Source organism: Thiopseudomonas denitrificans, assembly GCF_002866065.1.
GTDB classification, from domain to species: domain Bacteria; phylum Pseudomonadota; class Gammaproteobacteria; order Pseudomonadales; family Pseudomonadaceae; genus Thiopseudomonas; species Thiopseudomonas denitrificans.
In genome coordinates this window covers 154,657-178,309 of record NZ_LNJZ01000009.1, presented here as the reverse complement: position 1 = coordinate 178,309, position 23,653 = coordinate 154,657, and the positions used below count along the sequence as shown (strand labels likewise).

Below are 23,653 nucleotides of genomic sequence, written 5' to 3'. Positions count from 1 at the left end.
AATGGTTATGGGCGTTAGTGGCATGAGGAGAGCCACCGCCTTATGGCCTCTCGGGAAAAGACCAAGTCCTGGACGGCCAATCCGACCGATTTGAAGATGCTCACGCCTCGTCCATCGATCTGCGTGCGACTGGCATGGAGGGCACCGATTTCTGTCCCGACCTCTTGTGTGGGCAGCAAGCCTTTTTTAACGGCCTTGATCACGCACTCGGATGAGGCAAGTACCGAACGATTGCAGTCCGTGAACAAGGAGTTCTCCTCATAGATGTCTTCGTGCAGCTCCTGAAAACCAAGAGCCGAAGAGCCAATTGCGTTGATGTGACAGCTTGCGGGCAGATCAGCGCGGGCCAGAATGGGTGAGCGGGCCGCTGTGGTCGTGCAGATGATGTCGCTGTCGCGCACAGCCTCGGCGACCGTGGAGTGGGCCGATACCGGAAATTCGCAATAGCGCTTGCTCCAGGCAATAAATTCCTGGCAGGCAGCTTCGGTGCGTCCCCATATGGAAAGTTGTTTGGTCGGCCTTACGGCTTGCATGGCCAGGAGATGGGCCCGAGCCTGCAAACCTGTGCCCAGAATGGCCAGGCGGTCGGCGTTGGGCGCGGCAAGAATGTTTGTCGCGTAAGCTGAAGCTGCCGCCGTGCGGATTTCAGTGATCGCCCCTGCATCCACGGCAACGACCGAGGATGTGCCAGTCTCGTCGTAGATCAATACGCTCCCCATATGGGAAGGGCCGCGAGTGTCGGCCCCCAGCCTGACCACCACCGATTTCAAACCAAACCCCTGATAAGGGCCAGATTTGATATAGGCAGGCATGACTCCCATCAACTCGCCATCGTTTCCTCTGACGATCGTGCGCAACGGCTGCTCCACCTGATTCGAGGAGTGCAGCCTGAATGCCTCTTCACTAAGCCGCAGGCCCAGTTCGAAATCCAGGAGTTTCCTGACCGAGTCGCCATTGACGTGGAGCATCACTCAAGCCTCGCCCGTCAACTTGAGACCTTGAAAAGCATCCCACTTGAAGCGATCATCAATTTCTGTACCGGCGATGCTGTTGAGAATGGTCGACATGTTCTTCTGTGAAACGCCGAGAATCACATCCAACATGTTTCGCTTGCTGAGACTGGCCTGCAGGGCAGCATCAATGGCCTGTTTCTGCAATCGGCCATGGCAGTGAATCACCTTCAGGGTGAAGCTATGCAGCGCCTTCAGTCGGTCATCGAGGCTGGCCGGATCGTGTGCAATGGCGTCGACCACGTGATCAGCCACGCCTTTGGCCAAGGCAATGTAGGCATGAGCTTGAACCGTGTAAGTGCAGTTGCTTTCGACGCCGCAGGTTATCCATACAACGGCCTTTTCTTCTTCGTTTAACGAGCTGTCGATAAACAAATCATGCGCGCGTTGGTAAGCTGCCAACAATGACGGCGACTCCGACATGTAGGCACTCTGGTTGGGAATCCAGCCGAAGTTGTCGATCGAACTCTGAAGCAGAGTTTTGCTTTTTTCCGGTGCTGAGTCGATCGTGTGTCGTTGCAAGATGGGCATCATGACCTCGAAGGTTAGTCCAGTGGCAATTCGATCAGAGGGCGAGCATGTCAACCGACGCGAGTTGGCCTCGGCGAGTCGCATGCACCAATGACTGTGCGCGAAGACAGACCACAGCATCCTGATCGGGCGGGTGTTAGAGATGAAATGCAAGCCATGGATGTTGGCCGCTATTTCCGTGGTCAGCGCCATATCCACTTCACCTTTAGCGACCGCGGCTGCGGCAGCGCTGGTAGAGCTTGCAAGTACCACAGCATCGACTTGCAGGCCTGGAGGCAACAATTCCTCAATCAACTTCCGTGGTGCGGGATGAGTGGCAATGGTTGGTTTACTGGTTGTCAATGGCCCTTTGCTCACCAGCCCATACAAAGGCGTGTCGAATACGAAGGTTGCGACCAGGCTTAGTTGCGGTTCCATGTAGAAGTTGTGAATATCCAGATAGGCGTTGGCGACTATCAGCACCGCTGGCGTGTCCTCATCCATCCCGGAGTGGGCGTCCTCATAGGAGTCGCTGAGTTTGAGCCGTACACGTGAGCCAGGATGTCGTTGCTCGAACCATTCGGTGAAGAAACCTGCTGCAGCTTCGCTGCTGGTTCCCTCGGGGCCCAAGGTGTTAATGACGACATCGCACCAATCGCCAATGCCCAAGTTGATAAATCTGCTGTTCATGGGTCAAAAGTCTCCAGTCAGATCATTTGGATACAGAGGTCAGCCAGTGAGCGTATTTGGCGTTCATACCTTTCACGGTCTCCAGGTAGATCCTCCTGATTGCGGTGCTTATTTCTCCGACGCCACCCTCTTGCAACTTGTGGTGGTCGATCTCCGTCACAGGCACGACTTCGACGCCTGTACCGGATAGAAAGCATTCGTCAGCTGAGAACAGTTCGGAGAACGGGATATCCCGCTCAATGACTTTCAGGCCAAGCTCATCCCTGGCCAAGGTAATGACCGTATCGCGCGTGATGCCTTCGAGAATGTGTGCACTCAAAGGAGGCGTGACCAGTTGGCCATCCTTGACGATGAAGACATTGGAGGTTGTCGCTTCGGCGAGGTTGCCATGCACATTCAGCATCAACGCATCATCGCAGCCCTGGCGATATGCTGACTCCATGGCCAGTGCCGAGTTTGCATAGCTGCCAGTGATTTTTGCCCTTGCCGGTAGCGAGGAGTCGGGTATGCGTCGCCAGCTGGAAACGGCACAGCGAATACCATCCGCCGGCATGTAGGCTCCCATGGCCAGGGTATTGATGGCCAGGCCGGTGCTGACGCCGGTCAGCTTGACACCGAAGCCGAAGCCGGGCAGCAGCGCCTTCTTGTAGGCCAGTGGCCTGACGTAGCTATCGGTTGCTGTTTGGTTGCGTTGCAGCAGATCGAGAATGATCTCCCTCATTGCTGGGCGCGGCGGCAGATCTTCCAACTGCAGAAGCCTGGCCGAGTTCTCCAACCGCTTCAGGTGATCATCCAGCCTGAAGACATTCAGCTCGCCATGGTCTGCGACATAGGCACGAATCCCCTCGAAAACAGCGGTGCCATAGTTGAACGCTTGGGTCGTTATGGGCACCAAAGCCTCGACCGCCGCGACGATTTCTCCATCCAGATACATCCAGGGGTGGGGGCTACGCGGGGCGGACAAGGCTTCGCCTGACAAGTCAGTCATGATCAGGCCCTCCGGGCAGCAATCTTCAATGCGGTTTCGCGCTCCTGGTTGTCACTGCCTTGGCGCTTGTCGTGGAACCTGGCAGCCTTCCAACTGACCATCGCCGCAGTGCCCGTTACGGCATCGGTTGAACCAACCGTGATGCAGACCCGGGCATCGAGTCTGGATGTCATAGCGTCTGCGACGGACTCCAGATCGTTCTGGGCCTCAGTGCTCGCTGCCAGCTCCAGCGTGATGCTCAACTGATCGGCACCCGCAATCGTTTCCACCTGCATGTGATAGTCCAGACAACCCTCAAGGCGGTCGAGCAACGCGGCCTCGATATCGTAAGCGCAGTGGTTGCGGCCATTGATCGTCAAGGTGTCTCTGGTTCGGCCTATGGGGATGATGTGCCATCGACCGTTGTCCACCACCCAGGCTCTGACCATGTCGCCGGTGCGATAGCGGATCAGAGGCTTTTGTCCCTGGTACAGGTGGGTGATGACTAGTTCGCCGGTCATGCCGGCGTTCTCAGGCACCAAGACTTGCCCCGTCAGCGGATCGATGACTTCATAGAGGACATTCAAGGGAACCGTGCAGAGGTTGCCGCCCTTGTCGCTCGCGGCCAGGATGGACGATTCTTGTGAGGCATACATGCAGTTGTAAACGGCGCTACCCCAGACTTGGCCGATATTGCGCAGCAAGGCTGGCGTGGTCAGCTCGCCGAGGGTGAAAATCAGCTTCACCCCCAAGTCGGCGGGTGCGCGACCTTTCTCGTGCAGGTGTCTGGCAAGGCTGATGGCAATCGCTGGCGTGCAGACCAGTGCGGTGATCTTCAACTCTTTTATCAGGGTCACCGCGCGATCCAGGCCTACGACCGGAGAACGCGGCCACATTTTTACGACGGTATGTCCTAGGCTGCGGCACACATCCTCGAAGGTATCGCCGGTTGAGTGCAGCTCCGTAGGCCCCATCACGCCGACAATGTGCTGCTGGCCGTGGGTGCGGAAAATCTCGCCATAGCGAAGTATCAGAGGGGTATTGTTGAATATGGAGTCCTGCTCATTGCGTGGACAAGGTGTTGCCGCACCAGTGGTGCCCGTGGTCTCGTAATAGATCCAGGCTGCCGTCAGTGGAGCGGAAGCCATGTCATGCCCTGCTGCACGCAAATCTTCCTTGGTGGTGAACGGCAATTTGCGAAACGCATTCAAATCCAAACTATTGATGTCCGCATCAGACAGAAAAGAGAGTGTGTGTTGGTAAAAAGGCGAGTTATTCCTGACATGGCAAAGTATGCTTTTAAGCCGCTTCAGTTGAATACAGCTCAACTCTTCTGCGGAAATTCCGCCGCGCTCGAATAGCTCGTGTTGCTGATGAACTGCGTGGGCCAGTTTCAGTAATTCGGGTTTAAATAAGGCGTACACTGTGATCTTCTCCTTACTTGAACAGTGGAAGACTGCCGGTCAGTTTGCTGATCTTCTTCTTAGACCCGATCAAGCCGATGGCAACCACTTCAATGGTGGAGTTGTCCGCTTCCGAAATGCGCTCTTCGTACTCTTGGTAGGTTTTGCAGGATTGCGCCAAAGCACTGAACGGGATACTTTGGATTTCATCGTCCTCCAGCGCTTTCTCCAGAATATTCCGCAGAAGTTCATTGTTGGAAAGCAGTATCGGCAAGGGCGCGTAAATGACTCCCGGGTAATTTACGCCGTCCCTGCTTTGCATATCTGGGCCAACCAATCCTTCCACCGAGCGCCCCATACTGACGCCGATGACGCTAACGGCATTGATAGCATGCCCCAGCCCCAAGGCTTTATCGACCACAATGACACACTTGTGAATGGTGGCGTCGAAATCCATTTATTACTCCTATATCTCTAAAAATATTCAGCACTATGCTGATGTCGAGTTGATATTGGTCAGAGCATCCAGTAACCCGAAGAACTTTGTCGTGTCGCTGCTGAGATCAATATCAATCACTTTCCAGTTGGCGATTTTTTTCCACTTTCGCACCCCCTGTTGATGGTCGGGATGCTCCAGATATACCCGGAGTTCTTCTTGGTCTTTAAATAGGCCTATTGCCACGAAGTCCATGGCTTGTTCGCGAGGACTGATATTTCTGGCGCAAAACCAGCCTTGTATTTCTTTGATGTGATTTGGATGTTGTCGTGTTGATGTTTCAGCCTCGACAACTTCGTCATCACCCCATTGAAAGGGGCTGTTGAGTTTAAAAATCACTATATGAAAAATCACAATTGGTTCTCGTGTCGCATCAATAAGGGATGGCGATCAACATAGCTGTCCGCAACAATCCATACTTTCAAATAAATACAGAATGCCGAGTTGCCAGTTATTTCTGCTGATGCTCTTGTGTGAAAAAATGATATTTGATTTGGCTGGAAAATAGCTTTCTATTTTTGTTGAGAAACATACGAATTTTGGTAGGATTTACCTAATTTTTGCGTGGATGTGAAAAATATGACCGATGAAGCCCTGAATCTGACAGATATCAAGATCCTTACTACCCTGCAGCAAGATGGCAGGATCACCAACCAAGCGCTGGCTGAACGGATCAACATGTCCGCCTCCCCGTGCTGGCGGCGGGTGAAGCAGCTGGAGGATGAACACTATATTCAGGGCTACCGGGCCGTCCTGGACCGGCGCAAGATCGGCTTGGGGGTCATGGTGTTCATACGGATCAAGATCGACCGCCACAGCGAGGCCGAGGCTAAGAAATTCGAGCAGGAGGTCATGCAACTGCAGGACGTGGTGGCGTGCTACAGCATCGGTGGGGATGCCGACTTCCTGTTGCAGGTGGTGGCGCCCGATCTCGATTCGTTCGCTGAATTTGCGATGTCAATCGTGCGGCAACTGCCCGGCATCAAGGAGATGCAGAGCATGTTCGTGCTTAAGGAAATCAAGCCGTTCGTCTCGTTCCCGGTTAAGCGCCTGCGCGCCGTATGAACGTGTTCTGGGTCTATATGCATGTAGTAAGGGCTATCCGCAGGGCGTGCGGTGATTTCGTGCGAAGCGCGAAACAGGCATTAAGCACGTTTGCCTAGTCTGCAGTGCGGTGTTGATTTCTTCTTGGAGCCAGGAGACAAGGGCCTTCGGAGTGCCTGCCGGAAGGACGACACCGAAAATCACTGCGGCCTCGATTTCGTTCGCTGCCGCGCAGGCAGATTAGAAAACCGATGCTGCATTATCGTCAAACATCTTCTGGGTTTCCCCATGCTCGTAAAGATCATGCCTGGATTAATGGTCAATCATCCAGCAACGTTAGCGCAGTGCCCTTGTGTACCGCGATGTGATCGGTCTTGTCGCTCTTGATCTCGTATTGCGGGCTGTCCGGGCTGGCACGATGTTGATAGCCCTTCCACATGAAGTCCTCCGTGTGGATGCGGATGATATGGCCACTGACATGGCCGGCCTCGGAGTTCCAGCGTACGTGGTCACCTGTCCTGAATGTCTTGCCCATGATGGCCTCCGGCGTCATTCATTGATTTGAGTCCGTGCCTTGCCGGGCAAGGCAGGGTATAAAAGTTGGCAGAATATCAAGGCGCAGGTTACAGCCTGCCCGAATCCGCTTGAGGAGTACAAGCATGAAACAGCTGATTGTTCCGGTAGAAGAGTTCACAACGCCTGACCCGGTCAGTATCGAGGAGACGATGGCGCTGGATGAGTTGCTCAGGCTGATGAGCGATGAGGGCTTCCGGCATCTGCCGGTGATGCGTGGTGGTGAGCTGGCAGGCATCATCAGTGACCGGGATGTGCGGCTGTTTGCCGGCATGCCGGCGGCGGAGCGGGCGGGGCTGACTGCAGCCGACATCATGACCGAGGATCTGCTGACGATTGATGCCAGCACGCCGCTGGACGAGGCCGCATTGCAGATGTCGGCCAACAAGGTCAGTAGTTTGATTGTGCGGGAAGGGGACGAGTTTCTTGGTATTTTCACCGCCACTGATGCGCTCAATGCGCTGGTGGAAGTGTTGCGCGGCGTTAAGGACTGACAGTTTTCATCCTCGTTCCGGGGTGGTATCACTCTTTGCCCTGCTTGGCAGGGCAAAGGATGGGGTTACTCGGGTTTGTTGCTGATCGCCACGCCCTGTTCGGCAAACACTTCCTGCGCCACCTTGAGCGCGTTCAGCGCGCGCGGGAAGCCAACATAGGGGATCAGGTGCATGATGCAGCCGGCGATCTCGTCCGGCGTCAGGCCGACATTCAGGCCGGTGATCACATGCATGCCGATTTGCGGTGTGCCCTGGGCTACCAGGGCAGAGATGGTGGTCAGGACCTTCTGTTTGTTGTCCAGCCCGTCACGGGCATAGATGTCGCCAAAGGCGAACTCCACCACAATACGGGTCAGATCGGGGGCGATGTCCTTGAAACTGTCACCGATTTCCATGTGGCCGGTCGGGCTGTTTGCGTCGGGAACGGTCAGTTCCTTCAGTTTCTCCATGCCTTTGAGAAAGCGGTCGCTGGTCATTTTGGCTCCTTCAAAAGCGCAGTACGTTCGACAGTTTGGGGTTGGCGTTGGGGTTTTTGCGGTAGATTAGCGCCATCTTGCCAATGCTTTGTACCAGACTGGCGCTGATTTGTTGGCACAGCTCGGTTAGAATGACGGCCCGGTCATCGCGGTCGGCCAGACGCAGCTGAATCTTGATCAGTTCGTGATCGTTCAGTGCGCGGTCCAGTTCGGCCAGTACGCCTTCGCTCAGCCCTTGCTCGGCAATGGTCACCACCGGCTTCAGATGATGGCCGATCGATTTGAATTGTTTCTTTTGCTCCTGGGTGAGCGACATGACAGACAACCTCTGTGTGCGGTAAAAAGCGCATTCTACCCCAGAAGCAGCCTGTGAGGTATGTAGTGGCACGTTCTAAAAGTAGTGCAAACTGGATGAAACGGCATGTGTCGGATCCTTACGTGCAAATGGCACAAAAGGATGGTTATCGCTCACGTGCCAGTTACAAGCTGCTGGAGATCCAGGAGAAGGACCGCATCATGGCGCCCGGCATGACCGTGATCGATCTGGGCAGTGCGCCGGGCGGCTGGTCACAGGTGGCCAGTCGCATTGTTGGCGAGAAGGGGAGGCTGATCGCGTCCGACATTCTGCCAATGGACGGCATGGCCGACGTGACCTTCATCCAGGGCGACTTTACCGAGCAAAGCGTATTTGATGAAATCATGGCTGCGGTCAATGGCCAGCCGGTTGATCTTGTAATCTCTGATATGGCCCCCAATATCAGCGGGGTCAGGGCGGCTGATCAGGCCGGTTCGATGTATCTGTGCGAGCTGGCGCTGGATCTGGCCTTGCAAGTGCTCAGGCCTGGCGGCGATTTCCTGATCAAGGTGTTTCAGGGTGAAGGCTTTGACCAGTATCTCAAGGATGTGCGCGAGCACTTTGACCGGGTACTGATGCGCAAGCCGGCATCTTCCCGTGACAGCTCGCGTGAGCAGTATCTGCTGGCGCGGGGACGGCGTGCGGCAAATGGCTAAGCCCTTGCGGGCATGCCGGGGTGGTGTGGCTACGGCCGGCTACGGTAGCCTGTATTATGTGCCCGGGCAGGTTACGGAACCCGGGGTACCATCCGTTGGACTAATGAAGGCATAACCCGGGATTGTCTGATGTTACACTTGCATGGCATGCAAAAGGTGCCCTGTTTGATGTACATTGGAATTTCAGTTTTAGATCTGTTGCGGTTAAAGCAGCGAAGGTGATTGTAACGTGAATGATTTATCGAAAAACCTGCTGATGTGGTTTGTCATTGCCGCCGTTCTGGTGACCGTGATGAACAACTTCTCCACGCCCAGTGATGCCGGCAAGATGACCTATAGCACCTTCCTTGAGGAGGTCAACTCGGGCCGTGTCCAGCAGGTGACTGTTGACGGCTTCACCATCAGCGGTCGTCGTGCCGACGGCACCACCTTTGAAACCGTACGTCCCGCCATCCAGGACAACGGCCTGATGGGAGACCTGATCGAGAACAATGTCAGCATTGTCGGCAAGCAGCCAGAGCGCCAGAGTATCTGGATGCAGCTGCTGGTGGCCGCTTTCCCGATCCTGATTGTGTTTGCCCTGATCATGTTCTTCATGCGCCAGATGCAGGGTGGAGCGGGTGGCCGTGGCAACCCGATGAGCTTCGGCAAGAGCAAGGCGCGTTTGCTGGCGGAAGACCAGATCAAGACCACGCTGGCCGATGTGGCCGGTTGTGACGAAGCGAAAGAGGAAGTCGGCGAGCTGGTCGAATTTCTGCGTGATCCGAGCCGTTTCCAGCGTCTGGGCGGCAAGATCCCCCGTGGCGTACTGATGGTCGGTCAGCCCGGTACCGGTAAGACCCTGCTGGCCAAGGCGATTGCCGGCGAGGCCAAGGTGCCGTTCTTCACCATTTCCGGTTCCGACTTTGTCGAGATGTTCGTTGGTGTCGGTGCTTCCCGTGTGCGCGACATGTTCGAGCAAGCCAAAAAACACGCCCCCTGCATCATCTTCATTGACGAGATTGACGCCGTCGGTCGCCACCGTGGCTCCGGCATGGGTGGTGGCCACGATGAGCGTGAGCAGACCCTGAACCAGTTGCTGGTCGAGATGGACGGCTTTGAGGACAATGACGGTGTGATCGTGATCGCCGCAACCAACCGCCCGGACGTACTGGACCCTGCGCTGCTGCGTCCGGGGCGCTTTGACCGCCAGGTGGTGGTCGGCCTGCCCGACATCCGGGGTCGGGAGCAGATCCTGCATGTGCACATGCGCAAGGTGCCGGTGGCGCAGGACGTGGATGCGGCAGTGATTGCTCGTGGTACGCCCGGCTTCTCAGGTGCCGACCTGGCCAACCTGGTCAACGAGGCGGCCCTGTTCGCTGCACGTTCCGACCATCGTCTGGTTGGCATGAAGGAATTCGAGCTGGCCAAGGACAAGATCATGATGGGCGCCGAGCGCAAGTCCATGGTCATGTCCGAGAAGGAAAAACTCAATACCGCTTATCACGAGGCAGGCCACGCGATTGTCGGCCGCCTGGTGCCCGAGCACGATCCGGTCTACAAGGTATCGATCATTCCGCGTGGTCGTGCCCTGGGTGTGACCATGTTCCTGCCGGAAGAGGACCGCTACAGCCTGTCCAAGCGTGGCATCATCAGCCAGATCTGCTCGCTGTATGGCGGTCGTATCGCCGAGGAAATGACCCTGGGCTTTGAGGGTGTCACCACTGGTGCCTCCAACGACATCATGCGGGCCACCCAGCTGGCCAAGAACATGGTGACCAAGTGGGGCCTGTCGGAAAAGCTTGGTCCGCTGCTGTATGCCGAGGACGAGAACGAAAGCTATCTGGGCCGCAGCGGCGGCGGTCATGTCGGTAATGTATCCGGCGAGACCGCCAAGCTGATTGACGTGGAAGTACGCAAAATCATTGATGATTGCTACGCCACCGCCAAGCAGATCCTTGAGGACAACCGTGACAAGCTGGATGCCATGGCCGATGCGCTGATGAAATACGAAACCATCGACAGCGACCAGATCGACGACATCATGGCCGGCGTGGCTGTGCGCGAGCCGAAAGACTGGAGTGGTGGCGGCAACACGCCACCACCCAGTGCCGAGCAGTCCGGCGAGCCGGAAGAGCCCGAACAGCGCCGTCCCGAAGCACCCATTGGCGGCCCGGCCGGCGAGCACTAAGCCGTAGACATCGACGTTCGACGCTGTCAGAACGAGCGTGTGGCGTGGTGAATAAAGCCGCCGACCTTGGTGTCGGCGGTTTTTATTTGTTGTCAGGATAATCTGTGCAGTCATGCACGCATGCTGCAAACTGTAGGTTCGAATTTATTCGAACAAACCGGATGCTGCTTAATCGATCTCGGTTCATGTGCGAATGTGCGAATGTGCGAATAAATTCGCACCTACAAAATGCACGCATCACTGATCTGCAACAAACATAAGTCACTCCCGGTAAGATATTTCTATGCAAACAGTTTTACAGTGCGGAAAGCACAGCCTTGACCTCTCGGTTCCCCATGTCATGGGGATTATCAATATCACTCCTGATTCCTTCAGCGATGGCGGCCAGTACAATAACCTGGATGCCGCGTTGCGACGTGCCGAAGGCATGCTGCAGGCGGGAGCCAGCCTATTGGATGTCGGCGGCGAGTCGACCCGGCCCGGGGCTGCAACGGTTACACCGCAGCAAGAACTGGAGCGGGTTGCACCGCTGGTCGAGGCGCTGGTACGGAATTTTGACTGCATTGTCTCGGTGGATACTTCCACCCCGGCAGTGATGACGGAGTCTGCCGCGCTGGGCGCCGGGCTGCTCAACGATGTACGTTCGCTGCAACGTGAAGGCGCGTTGCAGGCGGCTGCGCAGAGCGGCTTGCCGGTTTGCCTGATGCACATGCTGGGCGAACCGCAAACCATGCAGCAGGCTCCGCATTATGATGATGTGGCGGCAGAGGTGGCGGCATTTCTACAGCAGCGGGTCGAGGCTTGTGTGGCGGCAGGCATCACCAGGGAGCGCATTGTGCTGGACCCGGGGTTCGGTTTTGCCAAGACGCTCTCGCATAATCTTGAGCTGTTTCACCGAATGGCGGAACTGCATGCGCTAGAATTGCCCCTGCTGGTCGGAGTTTCGCGTAAATCCATGATTGGGGCGGTACTCGACAAACCGGTCGACCAGCGGTTGTACGGCAGTCTGGCGCTGGCCGTGATGGCGCTGGAGCGTGGCGCAAGAATTATTCGGGTGCATGACGTGGTGCAAACCATGGATGCACTAAAGCTGTTTCAGGCAGTACAGACAGGATGGCAGGAGCACCGATGAGCAAAAAATATTTTGGCACCGATGGTATTCGCGGGCGGGTAGGGCAAGCGCCGATCACCCCCGACTTCATGCTCAAACTGGGCTGGGCCGCGGGCATGGCGTTTCGCAAGCAGGGCCGCTGTCGCATCCTGGTCGGCAAGGACACGCGCATTTCCGGCTACATGTTCGAGTCGGCACTGCAGGCCGGGTTGTCCGCTGCCGGTGCTGACGTGGCCCTGCTCGGCCCGATGCCGACGCCGGGCATCGCTTACCTGACCCGCACCTTCAAGGCCGAGGCCGGCATTGTCATCAGCGCCTCGCACAACCCGCACTATGACAACGGCATCAAATTCTTTTCGACCACCGGCATGAAGCTGCCCGACGAGATCGAGCAGATGATCGAGGAGCTGATGGACGCACCCATGCAGGTGGTGGAGTCGGAGCAGCTGGGCAAGGCGTCACGCATTGGTGATGCTGCCGGGCGTTACATCGAGTTCTGCAAGAGTAGCGTGCCGACCAGCACGGATTTCACCGGCCTGCGGGTGGTGATTGACTGTGCTCATGGCGCCACCTACCGGATTGCGCCCAGCGTGTTCTCTGAGCTGGGTGTGGACGTAATCACCATCGGCAATCAGCCCGACGGCATCAACATCAACGCCGGCGTCGGTTCGACCAGCATGGGGGCCCTGCAAAAAGCCGTGGTCGAGCATGGGGCTGATTTCGGTATCGCCTTTGATGGCGATGGTGACCGGGTGCAGATGGTTGATCATACCGGTGCGGTGCTGGATGGTGACGACCTTCTCTACATCATTGCAACCGACCTGCAAGAGCGTGAGCGACTGCCCGAAGGCTCGGGTGTAGTGGGCACGCTGATGAGCAACTACGGGCTGGAAATGGCACTGCGCGAGCGCGGTATTCCCTTTGCCCGCGCCAACGTTGGTGACCGCTATGTGATGCAGGAAATGCAAGAGCGCAACTGGGTGCTGGGCGGTGAGGGTTCGGGGCATATCCTGTGCACCCAGCACCATACCACTGGCGACGGCATCATTGCTGCCCTGCAGGTGTTGCTGGCCTTGCGGCGTCGTGGCAATAGCCTGGCCAAAGAGCGTCTGGCGTGGAAAAAGCTGCCGCAGCGCCTGATCAACGTGCGTTTCAAGAATGCCGACTCCGACCCGTTGCAGCATCCACAGGTACAGGCCCTGAGCGAGCAGATCAGCGCTGCACTGGAAGGGCGTGGCCGTGTCCTGTTGCGCAAGTCCGGTACCGAGCCGCTGGTGCGGGTGATGGTCGAGGGGCAGGACGAAGCCGAGGTGTTGCAATACGCGCGTCAGCTGGCTGATGCGGTGGAAAAGGTTTGTGCCTGATTTTGCTTGCATGCGCGCGACGGCTTGAGTAATATCTGCACCCACTTTGAGGCACGGGAGTTATTATGCGTCGTCCATTGGTCGCGGGAAACTGGAAGATGAACGGCAGCATGCAGGAGGTATCTGTATTGCTGAACGCTCTGGCTGCCCTGGAGTTGCCCGGTGATGTGGATGTCGCGGTATTTCCCGGCATGCTGTATCTGGCGCAGGCAGGCAGTACCCTGAAAGGTATTGCTGTTGGTGCCCAGGATTGTGCGGTGAGTGCAGGCTTTGGTGCCATGACCGGTGAAACTTCGGCGACCCAGCTGAAAGATGCCGGTTGCAGCATGGTGCTGGTCGGGCATTCCGAACGTCGCGAGCTGCAATGTGAAAGCGACGATACCGTGGCAGGCAAGTTTGTTGCTGCCCAGTCTGCAGGGCTGGTTCCGGTACTTTGTGTCGGTGAGACCCTGCAGCAGCGCGAGCAGGGCCGGGCGATCGAAACGGTCACCGAGCAGGTCGAGGCGGTGATCCGGGTTGCCGGCATTGATGCTTTTGCCGATGCGGTTCTGGCGTATGAGCCGGTCTGGGCCATTGGTACCGGGCTGACGGCAACACCGGAGCAGGCGCAGCAGGTGCATGAGGCCTTGCGTGGCGTGATTGCCTGTCATAGTGCAGGCATCGCCCAGGGGTTGAGGATTTTATACGGCGGCAGTGTCAAGGCGGATAACGCCACTGAGCTGTTTGCCCAGGAAGATATTGATGGCGGTCTGGTAGGCGGAGCCTCGCTGGATGCCGAAGAATTTGGCGCGATCTGTCGTGCTGCAGGAAACTGACATGCTGGAATCTGTAATCATCATCGTTCACCTGGTCATGGCGCTTGCGCTGGTTGGTCTGGTTCTGATCCAGCAAGGCAAGGGTGCCGAGGCGGGAGCTTCTTTTGGTTCCGGTGCTTCTGCAACCGTATTCGGTGCGCAAGGAACTGGTAGCTTTTTTAGCCGCATGACGGCTATACTGGCCGCCGTTTTCTTTGTCACCAGTCTGGCGCTGGCTTTCTATGCCAAGGAGCGCTCAATGGGTGTGGATGATCTGGGACTGCCCAGCATCCAGGTCCAGCAGGCGCAGAAGACTGAAGTGGCGCGCCCTGCGCAGGGTGATATTCCGCAGCTGGAAGAGGTTCGGGCTGCTGAAGGCTCTGACCTTCCGGTTGGGGAGCAGGCTGGCGGAGACATTCCGCAAGCCGACTAGTTTTGCCGAGGTGGTGGAATTGGTAGACACGCTACCTTGAGGTGGTAGTGGCCATAGGCTGTAGGGGTTCGAGTCCCCTCCTCGGTACCATATATCCTGTGCAGCAATGCTCAGGAGACATCAAAAGCCCCGCATGTCGGGGCTTTTGCTTTTCAGGTGGCCCGGCTGGAGAATCGCCCGATAACCATGCAAAATGCCGGTTGCTTGACTTTTTGGGGGCGAGCGCATAGAATTACGCCGCTTTCTATGCTTGGGTGGCAAATCCCGGGCATTGCCTGGAGCCTGAAATGGTTGTTTTACGCCAGGCAGGTGACCAGGAATTCATCAGAGCCCCTTTAAGGGGCTTTTTCATAGGCCGTAGTCAGAGAGTACGGTTTTGGATGTGGGCGTTTCGCCCATTTTTTATTTGCGGAATGCACAAAAGCACAGTGGAGGGCAGATGAGCAAGCTGCAACAACTGCAGACGATCCTGGCTCCGGTTATCGAGGCCATGGGGTTTCAGTGCTGGGGTATCGAGTTCATTTCCCAGGGCCGGCATTCCGTGCTGCGGGTATTCATCGAGCATGAAAATGGCATTGGTGTTGACGATTGTGAAGCCGTCAGCCGTCAGCTAGGTGCCGTACTGGATGTGGAAGATCCCATCAGTGGCGAATACACCCTTGAGGTATCTTCTCCCGGCATGGACCGTCAGCTGTTTACCCTGGAGCAGTTCGCCGCTTATGCAGGGCACAGGGTCAAGGTGAAGATGCGGGTCGCGGTGGAAGAGCGCCGCAACTTCCAGGGCATCCTGAAAGGTGTGGAAGAACAGGATGTGGTGGTTCAGGTCGATGAGTACGAGTACCTGCTCCCGATCGAGTTTATTGACAAGGCAAATGTAATTCCGGTTTTTGACTGACAGGGCAGGGGCCCTGTGAGCCCGTCATGATTGAGGCATATAATGAGCAAAGAAATTCTGTTGGTAGTTGAGTCTGTCTCCAACGAAAAGGGGATTCCTGCGGAAGATATTTTCCAGGCCCTGGAAGTGGCTCTGGCAACTGCAACCAAAAAGAACTACGAAGATGAAGTCGAGCTGCGTGTGGAGATTGATCGTCACACCGGCGAGTACGACACCTTCCGTCGCTGGCATGTGGTCACCGACGAAGAGCTGGAAGATCCGGCGTACCAGTACACCCCTGACATGCTGCCCGCGCAGTATGCCGACAAGCAGGTGGGTGACACCATTGAGGAGCAGGTCGAGTCCATTGAATTTGGCCGCATTGCTGCCCAGACTGCCAAACAGGTGATCGTGCAGAAAGTGCGCGAGGCCGAACGTGCGCAGGTGGTTGAAGCCTATCGCGACAAGCTGGGCGACATCATTTCCGGTACCGTCAAGAAGGTCACCCGCGACAACGTGATCATTGACCTGGGCAACAACGCCGAGGCCCTGCTGGCACGCGAGGAAACCATTCCGCGCGAAAATTTCCGTGTCGGCACCCGCATTCGTGCGCTGCTCAAGGAAATTCGCACCGACAACCGTGGCCCGCAACTGATGCTGTCGCGTACTGCACCGGAAATGCTGATGGAGCTGTTCCGCATCGAGGTGCCGGAGATCTCCGAGGGCCTGATCGAGATCATGGCAGCCGCCCGTGATCCGGGGTCGCGGGCCAAGATTGCCGTGCGCTCCAAGGACAAGCGCATCGACCCGCAGGGTGCCTGCATCGGCATGCGCGGTTCGCGCGTGCAAGCGGTTACCGGCGAGCTTGGTGGCGAACGTGTCGATATTGTGCTGTGGGACGAAAACATGGCGCAGTTTGTCATTAACGCCATGGCGCCTGCCGAAGTGGTGGCCATCATTGTTGATGAGGATGCCCACTCGATGGACATTGCCGTGGCCGAAGACAACCTGGCCCAGGCCATTGGCCGTGGCGGCCAGAACGTCCGTCTGGCTTCCCAGCTGACCGGCTGGACCCTGAACGTGATGACCGAAGCTGACATCCAGTCACGCCAGCAGCAGGAAACCGGCGATATTTTGCGCCTGTTTGTCGATGAGCTGGAGGTGGATGAAGAGCTGGCCCAGGTGCTGATTGAAGAGGGCTTCAGCTCGCTGGACGAAGTGGCTTACGTTCCCATGGAAGAAATGCTGGAAATCGACGGATTCGATGAGGAAATTGTCAATGAGCTGCGTGCCCGGGCCAAGGATCGCCTGCTGTCACGTGCCATTGCCACAGAAAAGAAGCTGGCAGATATCCAGCCGGAGCAGGATTTGCTCGATCTGGAAGGCATGACCAAAGAGCTGGCCGTCGAGCTGGCCACCCGTGGTGTTTTAAGTCGTGAAGACCTTGCCGAACAGTCCATTGATGACTTGCTGGAAATTGCAGGCATGGATGAAGAAAATGCCGGTAAGCTGATCATGGCCGCCCGCGCCCACTGGTTTGAATAAGCACGTAGCGGCTTGAGGAGGAGTTCACATGACGCAAGTCACGGTTAAAGATTTGGCTCAAACGGTTAATACACCGGTTGAGCTGTTGCTGCAGCAGATGAAAGAGGCCGGATTGGCTCACACCAAGGCTTCTGACGCAGTCAATGATGCGGAAAAGCAGAAGCTGCTGGCCCACCTGCGCGCAGCACCGGGTGACAAGTCCGGTGATGGCAAGAAAATCACCCTGCAGCGCAAGACCACTACGACCCTGCGTGCGCCGGGCAGCAAGACCATCAGCGTTGAAGTACGCAAGAAGCGTACCTACGTCAAGCGCAGTGCCGAGGAAATCGCCGCCGAGGAGGCCGTTGCCAAGCCGGCTGCCGCGCCCGTGGCCGAGCCGGTGGTACAGGAGTCGACTGCCAACATCGTGCAGGAAGCTGAACAGCGTCGCATCGAGGCAGTAGAGCAGGCGCGTCTGGCCAAAGAGGCCGAGGCCAAGGCCGCTCGTGAAAAAGCCGAGGAACAGGCCCGCCAGGCGCAGGAAGCTGCCCCTGCACCTGTTGCCGCTCCGGTTGTCGAGCAACCTGCAGCCGAGCGCACCGAGCGCAAGAAAGAAGAATCGCGCCGCAGTACCCGTCGCGAGGACGACGATCGTCGTGATCGCAAACCGGCCGCACAGCGCCCACAGGGCCGCAAGATCAGCCTGCGTGATGGTGACGAGGACGGTGGCAGACGCGGCCGTGGCGGTCGCAACCGCAACAAGCGTCGCAACGAGCACGGCTTCCAGACACCGGCTGGCCCGATCGTGCGCGAAGTGCAGATCGGCGAGACCATCACCGTTGCCGACCTGGCGGCCCAGATGTCGGTCAAGGGTGGCGAGGTAGTCAAGTTCATGTTCAAACTGGGCACCCCGGTTACCATCAACCAGGTGCTGGACCAGGATACCGCGATGCTGGTGGCCGAAGAAATGGGTCACAAGGTCAAACTGATCAGTGATGACATCCTTGAAGAGCAACTGGCCGAGTCGCTGAAGATGGAAGGTGAATCCTTCCAGCGTGCTCCGGTAGTGACCGTCATGGGTCACGTTGACCACGGCAAGACCTCTCTGCTCGACTACATCCGTCGCGCCAAGGTGGCCACTGGCGAAGCTGGCGGCATTACCCAGCACATCGGTGCCTACCACGTGAAAACCGAAGGCGGCATGATCACCTTCCTTGACACCCCCGGTCACGCTGCGTTTACCGCCATGCGGGCCCGTGGTGCCAAGGCCACCGACATCGTGATTCTGGTGGTTGCAGCTGACGACGGTGTGATGCCACAGACCATCGAGGGTATCCAGCACGCCAAGGCGGCCGGCGTTCCGATCATCGTGGCGGTGAACAAGATCGACAAGCCCGAGGCCGATCCGGACCGCATCAAGAACGATCTGGCCCAGCATGACGTGATCCCCGAAGAGTGGGGCGGCGATACCCAGTTCGTGCATGTTTCTGCCAAGCAGGGCACAGGTATCGACGAGCTGCTTGAAGCGGTTCTGCTGCAGTCTGAAGTACTTGAACTGACTGCGATTCCGAGCGCCTCCGGCCGTGGTGTGGTGATCGAGTCCCGTCTGGACAAGGGCCGTGGCCCGGTTGCATCGATTCTGGTTCAGAACGGTACCCTGCACCAGGGCGACATGGTGCTGGTCGGCGTCAACTTCGGCCGCGTACGTGCCATGCTGGACGAGAACGGCAAGCCGATCCAGGAAGCCGGCCCTTCGATTCCGGTCGAAATTCTCGGTCTGGACGGTACCCCTGAAGCCGGTGACGAAATGACCGTGGTTGCCGACGAGCGCAAGGCGCGTGAAATCGCCCTGTTCCGTCAAGGCAAGTTCCGCGAGGTCAAGCTGGCCCGCGCTTCCGCCGGCAAGCTGGAGAACATCTTCGAAAGCATGGGCCAGGAAGAGAAGAAAGTGCTCAACGTGGTCATCAAGGCCGACGTGCGCGGTACCCTCGAAGCCCTGCAAAGCTCGCTTACCGAGCTGGGCAACGACGAGGTCGAAGTGCGCGTGGTGGCAGGCGGCGTCGGCGGTATCACCGAGAGCGATGCCAACCTGGCGCTGGCATCCAATGCGGTGATCTTCGGCTTCAACGTGCGTGCCGACGCCGGTGCGCGCAAGATCGTCGAGACCGAAAGCCTCGAAATGCGCTACTACAACATCATCTATGACATCATCGAGGATGTGAAGAAAGCGCTGACCGGCATGCTCGGCAGTGACCTGCGCGAGCAGATCATTGGTGTCGCCGAAGTGCGCGATGTCTTCCGTTCACCGAAGATTGGTGCCATTGCCGGCTGTATGGTCATTGAGGGTACCGTGCTGCGCAGCCGTCCGATCCGCGTACTGCGTGATGACGTGGTGATCTTTGAAGGCGAGCTGGAATCCCTGCGCCGCTACAAGGACGACGTCAGCGAAGTGCGTCACGGCATGGAGTGCGGTATCGGCGTCAAGAGCTACAACGACGTCAAGGTCGGCGACAAGATCGAGGTGTTCGAGAAGATCGAAGTGGCCCGCACACTCTGACCTTCAGATGCCAGCAATACGACAACGGCACGACCAGCCTGTCTGGCGTGCCGTTTGTTGCTTCAATACAAGGCTGCATGAGGTACAACATCATGAGCAAACAATATAGCCGTGCCCAGCGGGTCGGCGACCAGATCCAGCGTGAACTGGCGGTGCTGATTCCGCGTGAGGTGAAAGATCCGCGCCTGGGCTTCGTCACCCTGACCGGTGTTGATGTCAGCCGTGACCTGGGCCATGCCAAGGTCTACATCACGCTGATGAACAGTGATGACGCTGAAACCATTGACTGCAACCTGGAGGTGCTCAACGAAACGGCGGGCTACCTGCGCATGCTGCTGGGCAAGGCGATCAGGGTGCGCAGCATACCGCAGCTGCATTTTTATTATGACGAGAGTGTCAGCCGTGGTGCTTATCTGTCGTCACTGATTGAGCGTGCCGTCGCCAGTGACCGCAACCATCACCAGACGGATGAGGACAGCCAGTGAGTCAGCAGGTCAAGCGCAAACGTCGTAGCGTGAGCGGCATCCTGATTCTGGACAAGCCGCTGGGTGTCAGCTCCAACGGCGCCTTGCAAAAGGTCCGCTGGCTGTTCAATTCTGACAAGGGCGGCCACACCGGCAGTCTGGACCCGCTGGCCACAGGCGTGCTGCCGCTGTGCTTTGGCGAGGCCACCAAGTTTTCCCGCTATCTGCTGGATGCCGACAAGGTCTATGAAGCCGACGTCCGGCTCGGCCAGACCACCGATACCGGTGATGCCGAGGGCCAGGTGGTGGAAATCCGTCCGGTCAGCGTCACGCGGGAGCAGATCGAAGCGGTGTTGCCACAGTTCCGTGGCGACATCATGCAGGTGCCGCCGATGTATTCGGCACTCAAGCAGGACGGCCAGCCGCTGTACAAGCTGGCCCGGGCCGGCGAAGTGGTCGAGCGCAAGGCGCGTCCGGTACACATTGCCGAGCTGAGCCTGCTGTCGCTGGACGGCGACCTGCTGCGCCTGCGCGTCAGCTGTAGCAAGGGCACCTACATTCGCACGCTGGCCGAAGACATTGGTGCAGTGCTGGGTTGCGGTGCCCATGTTGCGGGCCTGCGCCGTACCCAGGCCGGACCGTTTGACCTGTCGCAATCCATCACGCTGGATCAGCTGATCGCGCTGCATGAAGAGCAGGGCAGTGAGGCGCTGGACGTGCATCTGCTGCCCAGTGATGCCGGCCTGCTGGACTGGCCCGCTGTGACCCTGACCGAACACACTACCTTCTATTGGCAGAACGGCCAGCCGGTGCGTGCGCCCGGTGCCCCGGCCAGCGGCCTGGTGCGGGTATACAGTCATGCACAGGAATTTATTGGCGTGGCCGAGATCGACGATGACGGACTGGTTGCGCCCAGACGACTGATTAGGTCACAATAGACAAGTTTTTCCGGCTCAGACCGGAACCCATGGGTGGCTGTCGGCAGGCGCGGTCATTCCATTTCCCAAACACGGGACTGTGACCACGAGAGCAGCCCGGCCTGTCCATGATTGAAGGAGCCAGACATGGCACTTAGCGTTGAAGAAAAAGCCCAGATTGTTAGCGATTACCAGCAAGCCGCCGGTGACACCGGTTCACCCGAAGTCCAGGTTGCCCTGCTGACCGCCAACATCAACAAGCTGCAAGACCACTTCAAGACCAACAAGAAAGACCACCACTCCCGTCGTGGCCTGATCCGTATGGTCAACCAGCGCCGCAAGCTGCTGGATTACCTGAAGAAGAAAGACCTGGGCCGTTATGCTGCCCTGATCGGTCGTCTGGGTCTGCGTCGCTAAGCGAACGCAATTCAGTGCGAAAAGCTGGTGTTCTGGGGTGTTTCAGGTGCAAACCCGATGCTTCAGCCGCCAGCTTTTTGTTTTTTAACTGCCCGTTACCCGGTGGAAGCTCTGAAAAGCATCTGTGCCAGCACGGCTGATTTTCAGAGTTTCCATAAAAGAATACTGCGAAGCCGCAAGGGCCATGGCCCGGCGGACCTGAACTGTTCCCCCCGGTAACAAAGAAAGAAGGAATAAACCGTGAATCCGGTAATCAAGACATTTCAATTCGGTCAGTCGACCGTAACCCTGGAAACCGGCCGCGTTGCGCGTCAGGCTTCCGGTGCCGTACTGGTAAAAGTGGACAACGACGTCACCGTACTGGTGACCGTGGTTGGCGCCAAGCAGGCCGATCCGGGCAAGGACTTCTTCCCGCTGTCCGTTCACTACCAGGAAAAGACCTACGCCGCCGGCAAGATCCCCGGTGGTTTCTTCAAGCGTGAGGCCCGCCCTTCCGAGAAGGAAACCCTGACCTCGCGCCTGATCGACCGTCCGATCCGCCCGCTGTTCCCGAACGGCTTCCACAACGAAGTACAGGTCATCTGTACTGTCATTTCCACCAGCAAGAAGACCGATCCGGACATCGCCGCGATGCTCGGTACCTCGGCTGCGCTGGCCGTTTCCGGCATTCCGTTCAACGGCCCGATCGGTGCCGCCCGTGTTGGTTTCCACCCCGAATCCGGCTACCTGCTGAACCCGACCTACGAGCAGCTGCAGGCGTCCGCTCTGGACATGGTGGTTGCCGGTACCGAAGATGCGGTACTGATGGTTGAATCCGAAGCCAAAGAGCTGACCGAAGACCAGATGCTGGGCGCGGTGCTGTACGCGCATGAAGAGTTCCAGGTGGCCATCAACGCCATCAAGGAATTCGCCGCCCAGGCTGCCAAGCCACGCTGGGACTGGCAGGCCCCTGCCGAAAACACCGAGCTGCTGAACGCCATCAGCGGCCAGTTCGGTGAGGAAATTTCCAAGGCCTACACCATCACCATCAAGCAAGACCGTTACGCCCGTCTGGGCGAGCTGCGTGACCAGGCCATTGCTGCGCTGGTCAACGATGAAACCGGTCCATGCACCCAGGAAGTCAAGGACTGCTTCGGCGAGATCGAATACCGCACCGTGCGCGAGAACATCGTCTCCGGCAAGCCGCGTATCGACGGCCGTGACACCAAGACCGTGCGTCCGCTGAACATCGAAGTCGGTGTGCTGGACAAGACCCACGGTTCTGCCCTGTTCACCCGTGGCGAAACCCAGGCGCTGGTTGTGGCAACCCTCGGCACCGCCCGTGATGCCCAGCTGCTGGATACCCTGGAAGGCGAGAAGCGTGACCACTTCATGCTGCACTACAACTTCCCTCCGTACTCCGTAGGCGAGTGTGGCCGCATGGGTGCCACCGGCCGTCGTGAAATTGGTCATGGCCGTCTGGCCCGTCGTGGCGTTGCTGCCATGCTGCCCAACGTTGACGATTTCCCCTACACCGTGCGTGTGGTTTCCGAGATCACCGAATCCAACGGCTCCAGCTCCATGGCTTCCGTCTGTGGTGCCTCCCTGGCGCTGATGGATGCCGGTGTGCCGATGAAAGCACCGGTGGCCGGTATTGCCATGGGTCTGGTCAAGGAAGGCGAGCGTTTTGCCGTTCTGACCGACATCCTGGGTGACGAAGACCACCTCGGCGACATGGACTTCAAGGTAGCCGGTACCGCCAATGGCGTCACCGCGCTGCAGATGGACATCAAGATCGAAGGCATCACCGAGGAAATCATGGAAATCGCGCTGGAGCAGGCTCATGCCGCGCGTATCACCATCCTCGACCAGATGAACCAGGTCCTGCCGGCCTCACGCAGCGAGATCTCCGAGAACGCACCGTCCATGCTGACCATGCGTATCGACGCGGACAAGATCCGTGACGTGATCGGCAAAGGCGGTGCCACCATCCGCGCCATCTGTGAAGAAACCAACGCTTCCATCGACATCGAAGACGACGGTTCCATCAAGATCTTTGGCCAGACCAAGGAAGATGCCGAAGCCGCACGCGAGCGCGTCCTGAGCATCACCGCCGAAGCCGAGATCGGCAAGATCTACCACGGCAAGGTCGAGCGCATCGTTGACTTCGGTGCCTTTGTCAACATCCTGCCTGGCAAGGATGGTCTGGTGCACATTTCCATGATCAGCAACGAGCGCGTGGAAAAAGTCACCGACTACCTGAAAGAAGGCGAGATGATCGACGTGGTTGTACTGGACGTGGACAACCGTGGCCGCATCAAGCTGTCCATCAAGGACGTCGAAGCCGCTCGCGCCGAACAGGCGTAAGCGTTTCG

The 23,653-nt window shown here is 57.8% G+C and carries 24 protein-coding genes and 1 tRNA gene; 16 read left to right on the top strand and 9 right to left on the bottom strand.

Annotation, left to right across the window (positions count from 1 at the left end; translation table 11 throughout):
• Positions 1-14 precede the first annotated feature (14 nt).
• Genes AR306_RS10060 through AR306_RS10030 form a run of 6 tightly spaced genes read right to left on the bottom strand, consistent with a single transcriptional unit; the run spans position 15 to position 5,430 of the window.
• Positions 15-968, bottom strand: coding sequence for an ornithine cyclodeaminase family protein (locus AR306_RS10060; RefSeq protein ID WP_101497443.1), 954 nt, complete (start codon positions 966-968; stop codon positions 15-17).
• 3 nt (positions 969-971) lie between these two features.
• Positions 972-2,210: a carboxymuconolactone decarboxylase family protein gene (locus AR306_RS13585; protein ID WP_240622537.1), complete on the bottom strand. Its 1,239-nt coding sequence runs from the start codon at positions 2,208-2,210 to the stop codon at positions 972-974.
• Positions 2,211-2,232: 22 nt separating this feature from the next.
• Positions 2,233-3,198, bottom strand: a complete 966-nt coding sequence (locus tag AR306_RS10045) for a branched-chain amino acid transaminase (protein ID WP_101497442.1) — start codon at positions 3,196-3,198, stop codon at positions 2,233-2,235.
• Between the two features lie 2 nt (positions 3,199-3,200).
• Entirely contained in the window at positions 3,201-4,601 is a 1,401-nt protein-coding gene (locus tag AR306_RS10040) for a phenylacetate--CoA ligase family protein (protein ID WP_101497441.1), read from the bottom strand.
• 13 nt (positions 4,602-4,614) lie between these two features.
• Complete coding sequence (locus AR306_RS10035) at positions 4,615-5,037, bottom strand: DUF2000 domain-containing protein (protein ID WP_101497440.1); 423 nt, start codon at positions 5,035-5,037, stop codon at positions 4,615-4,617.
• Positions 5,038-5,070: 33 nt separating this feature from the next.
• Positions 5,071-5,430 (bottom strand): Dabb family protein, encoded by a 360-nt coding sequence (locus AR306_RS10030; protein ID WP_101497439.1) that lies wholly within the window; start codon positions 5,428-5,430, stop codon positions 5,071-5,073.
• Positions 5,431-5,655: 225 nt separating this feature from the next.
• Here AR306_RS10030 and AR306_RS10025 point away from each other — a divergent pair, with 225 nt between their 5' ends.
• Entirely contained in the window at positions 5,656-6,141 is a 486-nt protein-coding gene (locus AR306_RS10025; RefSeq protein ID WP_101497438.1) for an Lrp/AsnC family transcriptional regulator, read from the top strand.
• A 298-nt stretch (positions 6,142-6,439) separates the two neighbouring features.
• Here AR306_RS10025 and AR306_RS10020 read toward each other — a convergent pair whose 3' ends face one another.
• Positions 6,440-6,655 carry a hypervirulence associated TUDOR domain-containing protein gene (locus AR306_RS10020; protein WP_101497993.1) on the bottom strand — a complete coding sequence of 72 codons (216 nt, stop codon included), beginning with the start codon at positions 6,653-6,655 and terminating at the stop codon, positions 6,440-6,442.
• 124 nt (positions 6,656-6,779) lie between these two features.
• Here AR306_RS10020 and AR306_RS10015 point away from each other — a divergent pair, with 124 nt between their 5' ends.
• A complete protein-coding gene (locus AR306_RS10015; RefSeq protein ID WP_101497437.1) occupies positions 6,780-7,187 on the top strand; it encodes a CBS domain-containing protein in 408 nt (135 codons plus the stop codon).
• A gap of 65 nt (positions 7,188-7,252) precedes the next feature.
• Here AR306_RS10015 and AR306_RS10010 read toward each other — a convergent pair whose 3' ends face one another.
• A complete protein-coding gene (locus AR306_RS10010) occupies positions 7,253-7,663 on the bottom strand; it encodes a carboxymuconolactone decarboxylase family protein (protein ID WP_101497436.1) in 411 nt (136 codons plus the stop codon).
• Between the two features lie 10 nt (positions 7,664-7,673).
• On the bottom strand, positions 7,674-7,979 hold the full coding sequence (locus AR306_RS10005; RefSeq protein WP_101497435.1) for a YhbY family RNA-binding protein: 306 nt from the start codon (positions 7,977-7,979) through the stop codon (positions 7,674-7,676).
• 65 nt (positions 7,980-8,044) lie between these two features.
• On the opposite strand from AR306_RS10005, the gene rlmE reads away from it, so the two are divergent.
• The 14 genes from rlmE (at position 8,045) to pnp (ending at position 23,645) form a co-directional block, all read left to right on the top strand.
• Positions 8,045-8,674 carry a 23S rRNA (uridine(2552)-2'-O)-methyltransferase RlmE gene (rlmE, locus tag AR306_RS10000; protein WP_101497434.1) on the top strand — a complete coding sequence of 210 codons (630 nt, stop codon included), beginning with the start codon at positions 8,045-8,047 and terminating at the stop codon, positions 8,672-8,674.
• Positions 8,675-8,903: 229 nt separating this feature from the next.
• Positions 8,904-10,844 (top strand): ATP-dependent zinc metalloprotease FtsH, encoded by a 1,941-nt coding sequence (gene ftsH / locus AR306_RS09995; RefSeq protein WP_206168001.1) that lies wholly within the window; start codon positions 8,904-8,906, stop codon positions 10,842-10,844.
• A gap of 283 nt (positions 10,845-11,127) precedes the next feature.
• Positions 11,128-11,976: a dihydropteroate synthase gene (gene folP, locus AR306_RS09990; protein WP_101497433.1), complete on the top strand. Its 849-nt coding sequence runs from the start codon at positions 11,128-11,130 to the stop codon at positions 11,974-11,976.
• The gene (glmM, locus tag AR306_RS09985) at positions 11,973-13,319 is read left to right on the top strand and encodes a phosphoglucosamine mutase (RefSeq protein ID WP_101497432.1); all 1,347 of its coding nucleotides are present in this window, start codon (positions 11,973-11,975) and stop codon (positions 13,317-13,319) included. The genes folP and glmM overlap by 4 nt, the downstream gene beginning before the upstream one ends.
• Positions 13,320-13,384: 65 nt before the next feature.
• Positions 13,385-14,134, top strand: coding sequence for a triose-phosphate isomerase (gene tpiA / locus AR306_RS09980; protein ID WP_101497431.1), 750 nt, complete (start codon positions 13,385-13,387; stop codon positions 14,132-14,134).
• A gap of 1 nt (position 14,135) precedes the next feature.
• Entirely contained in the window at positions 14,136-14,546 is a 411-nt protein-coding gene (gene secG / locus AR306_RS09975; protein ID WP_101497430.1) for a preprotein translocase subunit SecG, read from the top strand.
• Positions 14,547-14,550: 4 nt separating this feature from the next.
• A tRNA-Leu gene (locus AR306_RS09970) sits at positions 14,551-14,636 on the top strand.
• Positions 14,637-14,985: 349 nt separating this feature from the next.
• Positions 14,986-15,441: a ribosome maturation factor RimP gene (gene rimP, locus AR306_RS09965; protein ID WP_101497429.1), complete on the top strand. Its 456-nt coding sequence runs from the start codon at positions 14,986-14,988 to the stop codon at positions 15,439-15,441.
• Between the two features lie 42 nt (positions 15,442-15,483).
• The gene (gene nusA, locus AR306_RS09960; protein ID WP_101497428.1) at positions 15,484-16,965 is read left to right on the top strand and encodes a transcription termination factor NusA; all 1,482 of its coding nucleotides are present in this window, start codon (positions 15,484-15,486) and stop codon (positions 16,963-16,965) included.
• A gap of 28 nt (positions 16,966-16,993) precedes the next feature.
• The gene (infB, locus tag AR306_RS09955; RefSeq protein ID WP_101497427.1) at positions 16,994-19,501 is read left to right on the top strand and encodes a translation initiation factor IF-2; all 2,508 of its coding nucleotides are present in this window, start codon (positions 16,994-16,996) and stop codon (positions 19,499-19,501) included.
• 92 nt (positions 19,502-19,593) lie between these two features.
• A complete protein-coding gene (gene rbfA / locus AR306_RS09950) occupies positions 19,594-19,986 on the top strand; it encodes a 30S ribosome-binding factor RbfA (RefSeq protein ID WP_101497426.1) in 393 nt (130 codons plus the stop codon).
• A complete protein-coding gene (gene truB / locus AR306_RS09945) occupies positions 19,983-20,903 on the top strand; it encodes a tRNA pseudouridine(55) synthase TruB (protein ID WP_101497425.1) in 921 nt (306 codons plus the stop codon). Before rbfA ends, truB begins: the two co-directional genes overlap by 4 nt.
• Positions 20,904-21,029: 126 nt before the next feature.
• Positions 21,030-21,299: a 30S ribosomal protein S15 gene (gene rpsO / locus AR306_RS09940; protein ID WP_101497424.1), complete on the top strand. Its 270-nt coding sequence runs from the start codon at positions 21,030-21,032 to the stop codon at positions 21,297-21,299.
• A 240-nt stretch (positions 21,300-21,539) separates the two neighbouring features.
• On the top strand, positions 21,540-23,645 hold the full coding sequence (gene pnp, locus AR306_RS09935) for a polyribonucleotide nucleotidyltransferase (protein WP_101497423.1): 2,106 nt from the start codon (positions 21,540-21,542) through the stop codon (positions 23,643-23,645).
• Positions 23,646-23,653: the final 8 nt, after the last annotated feature.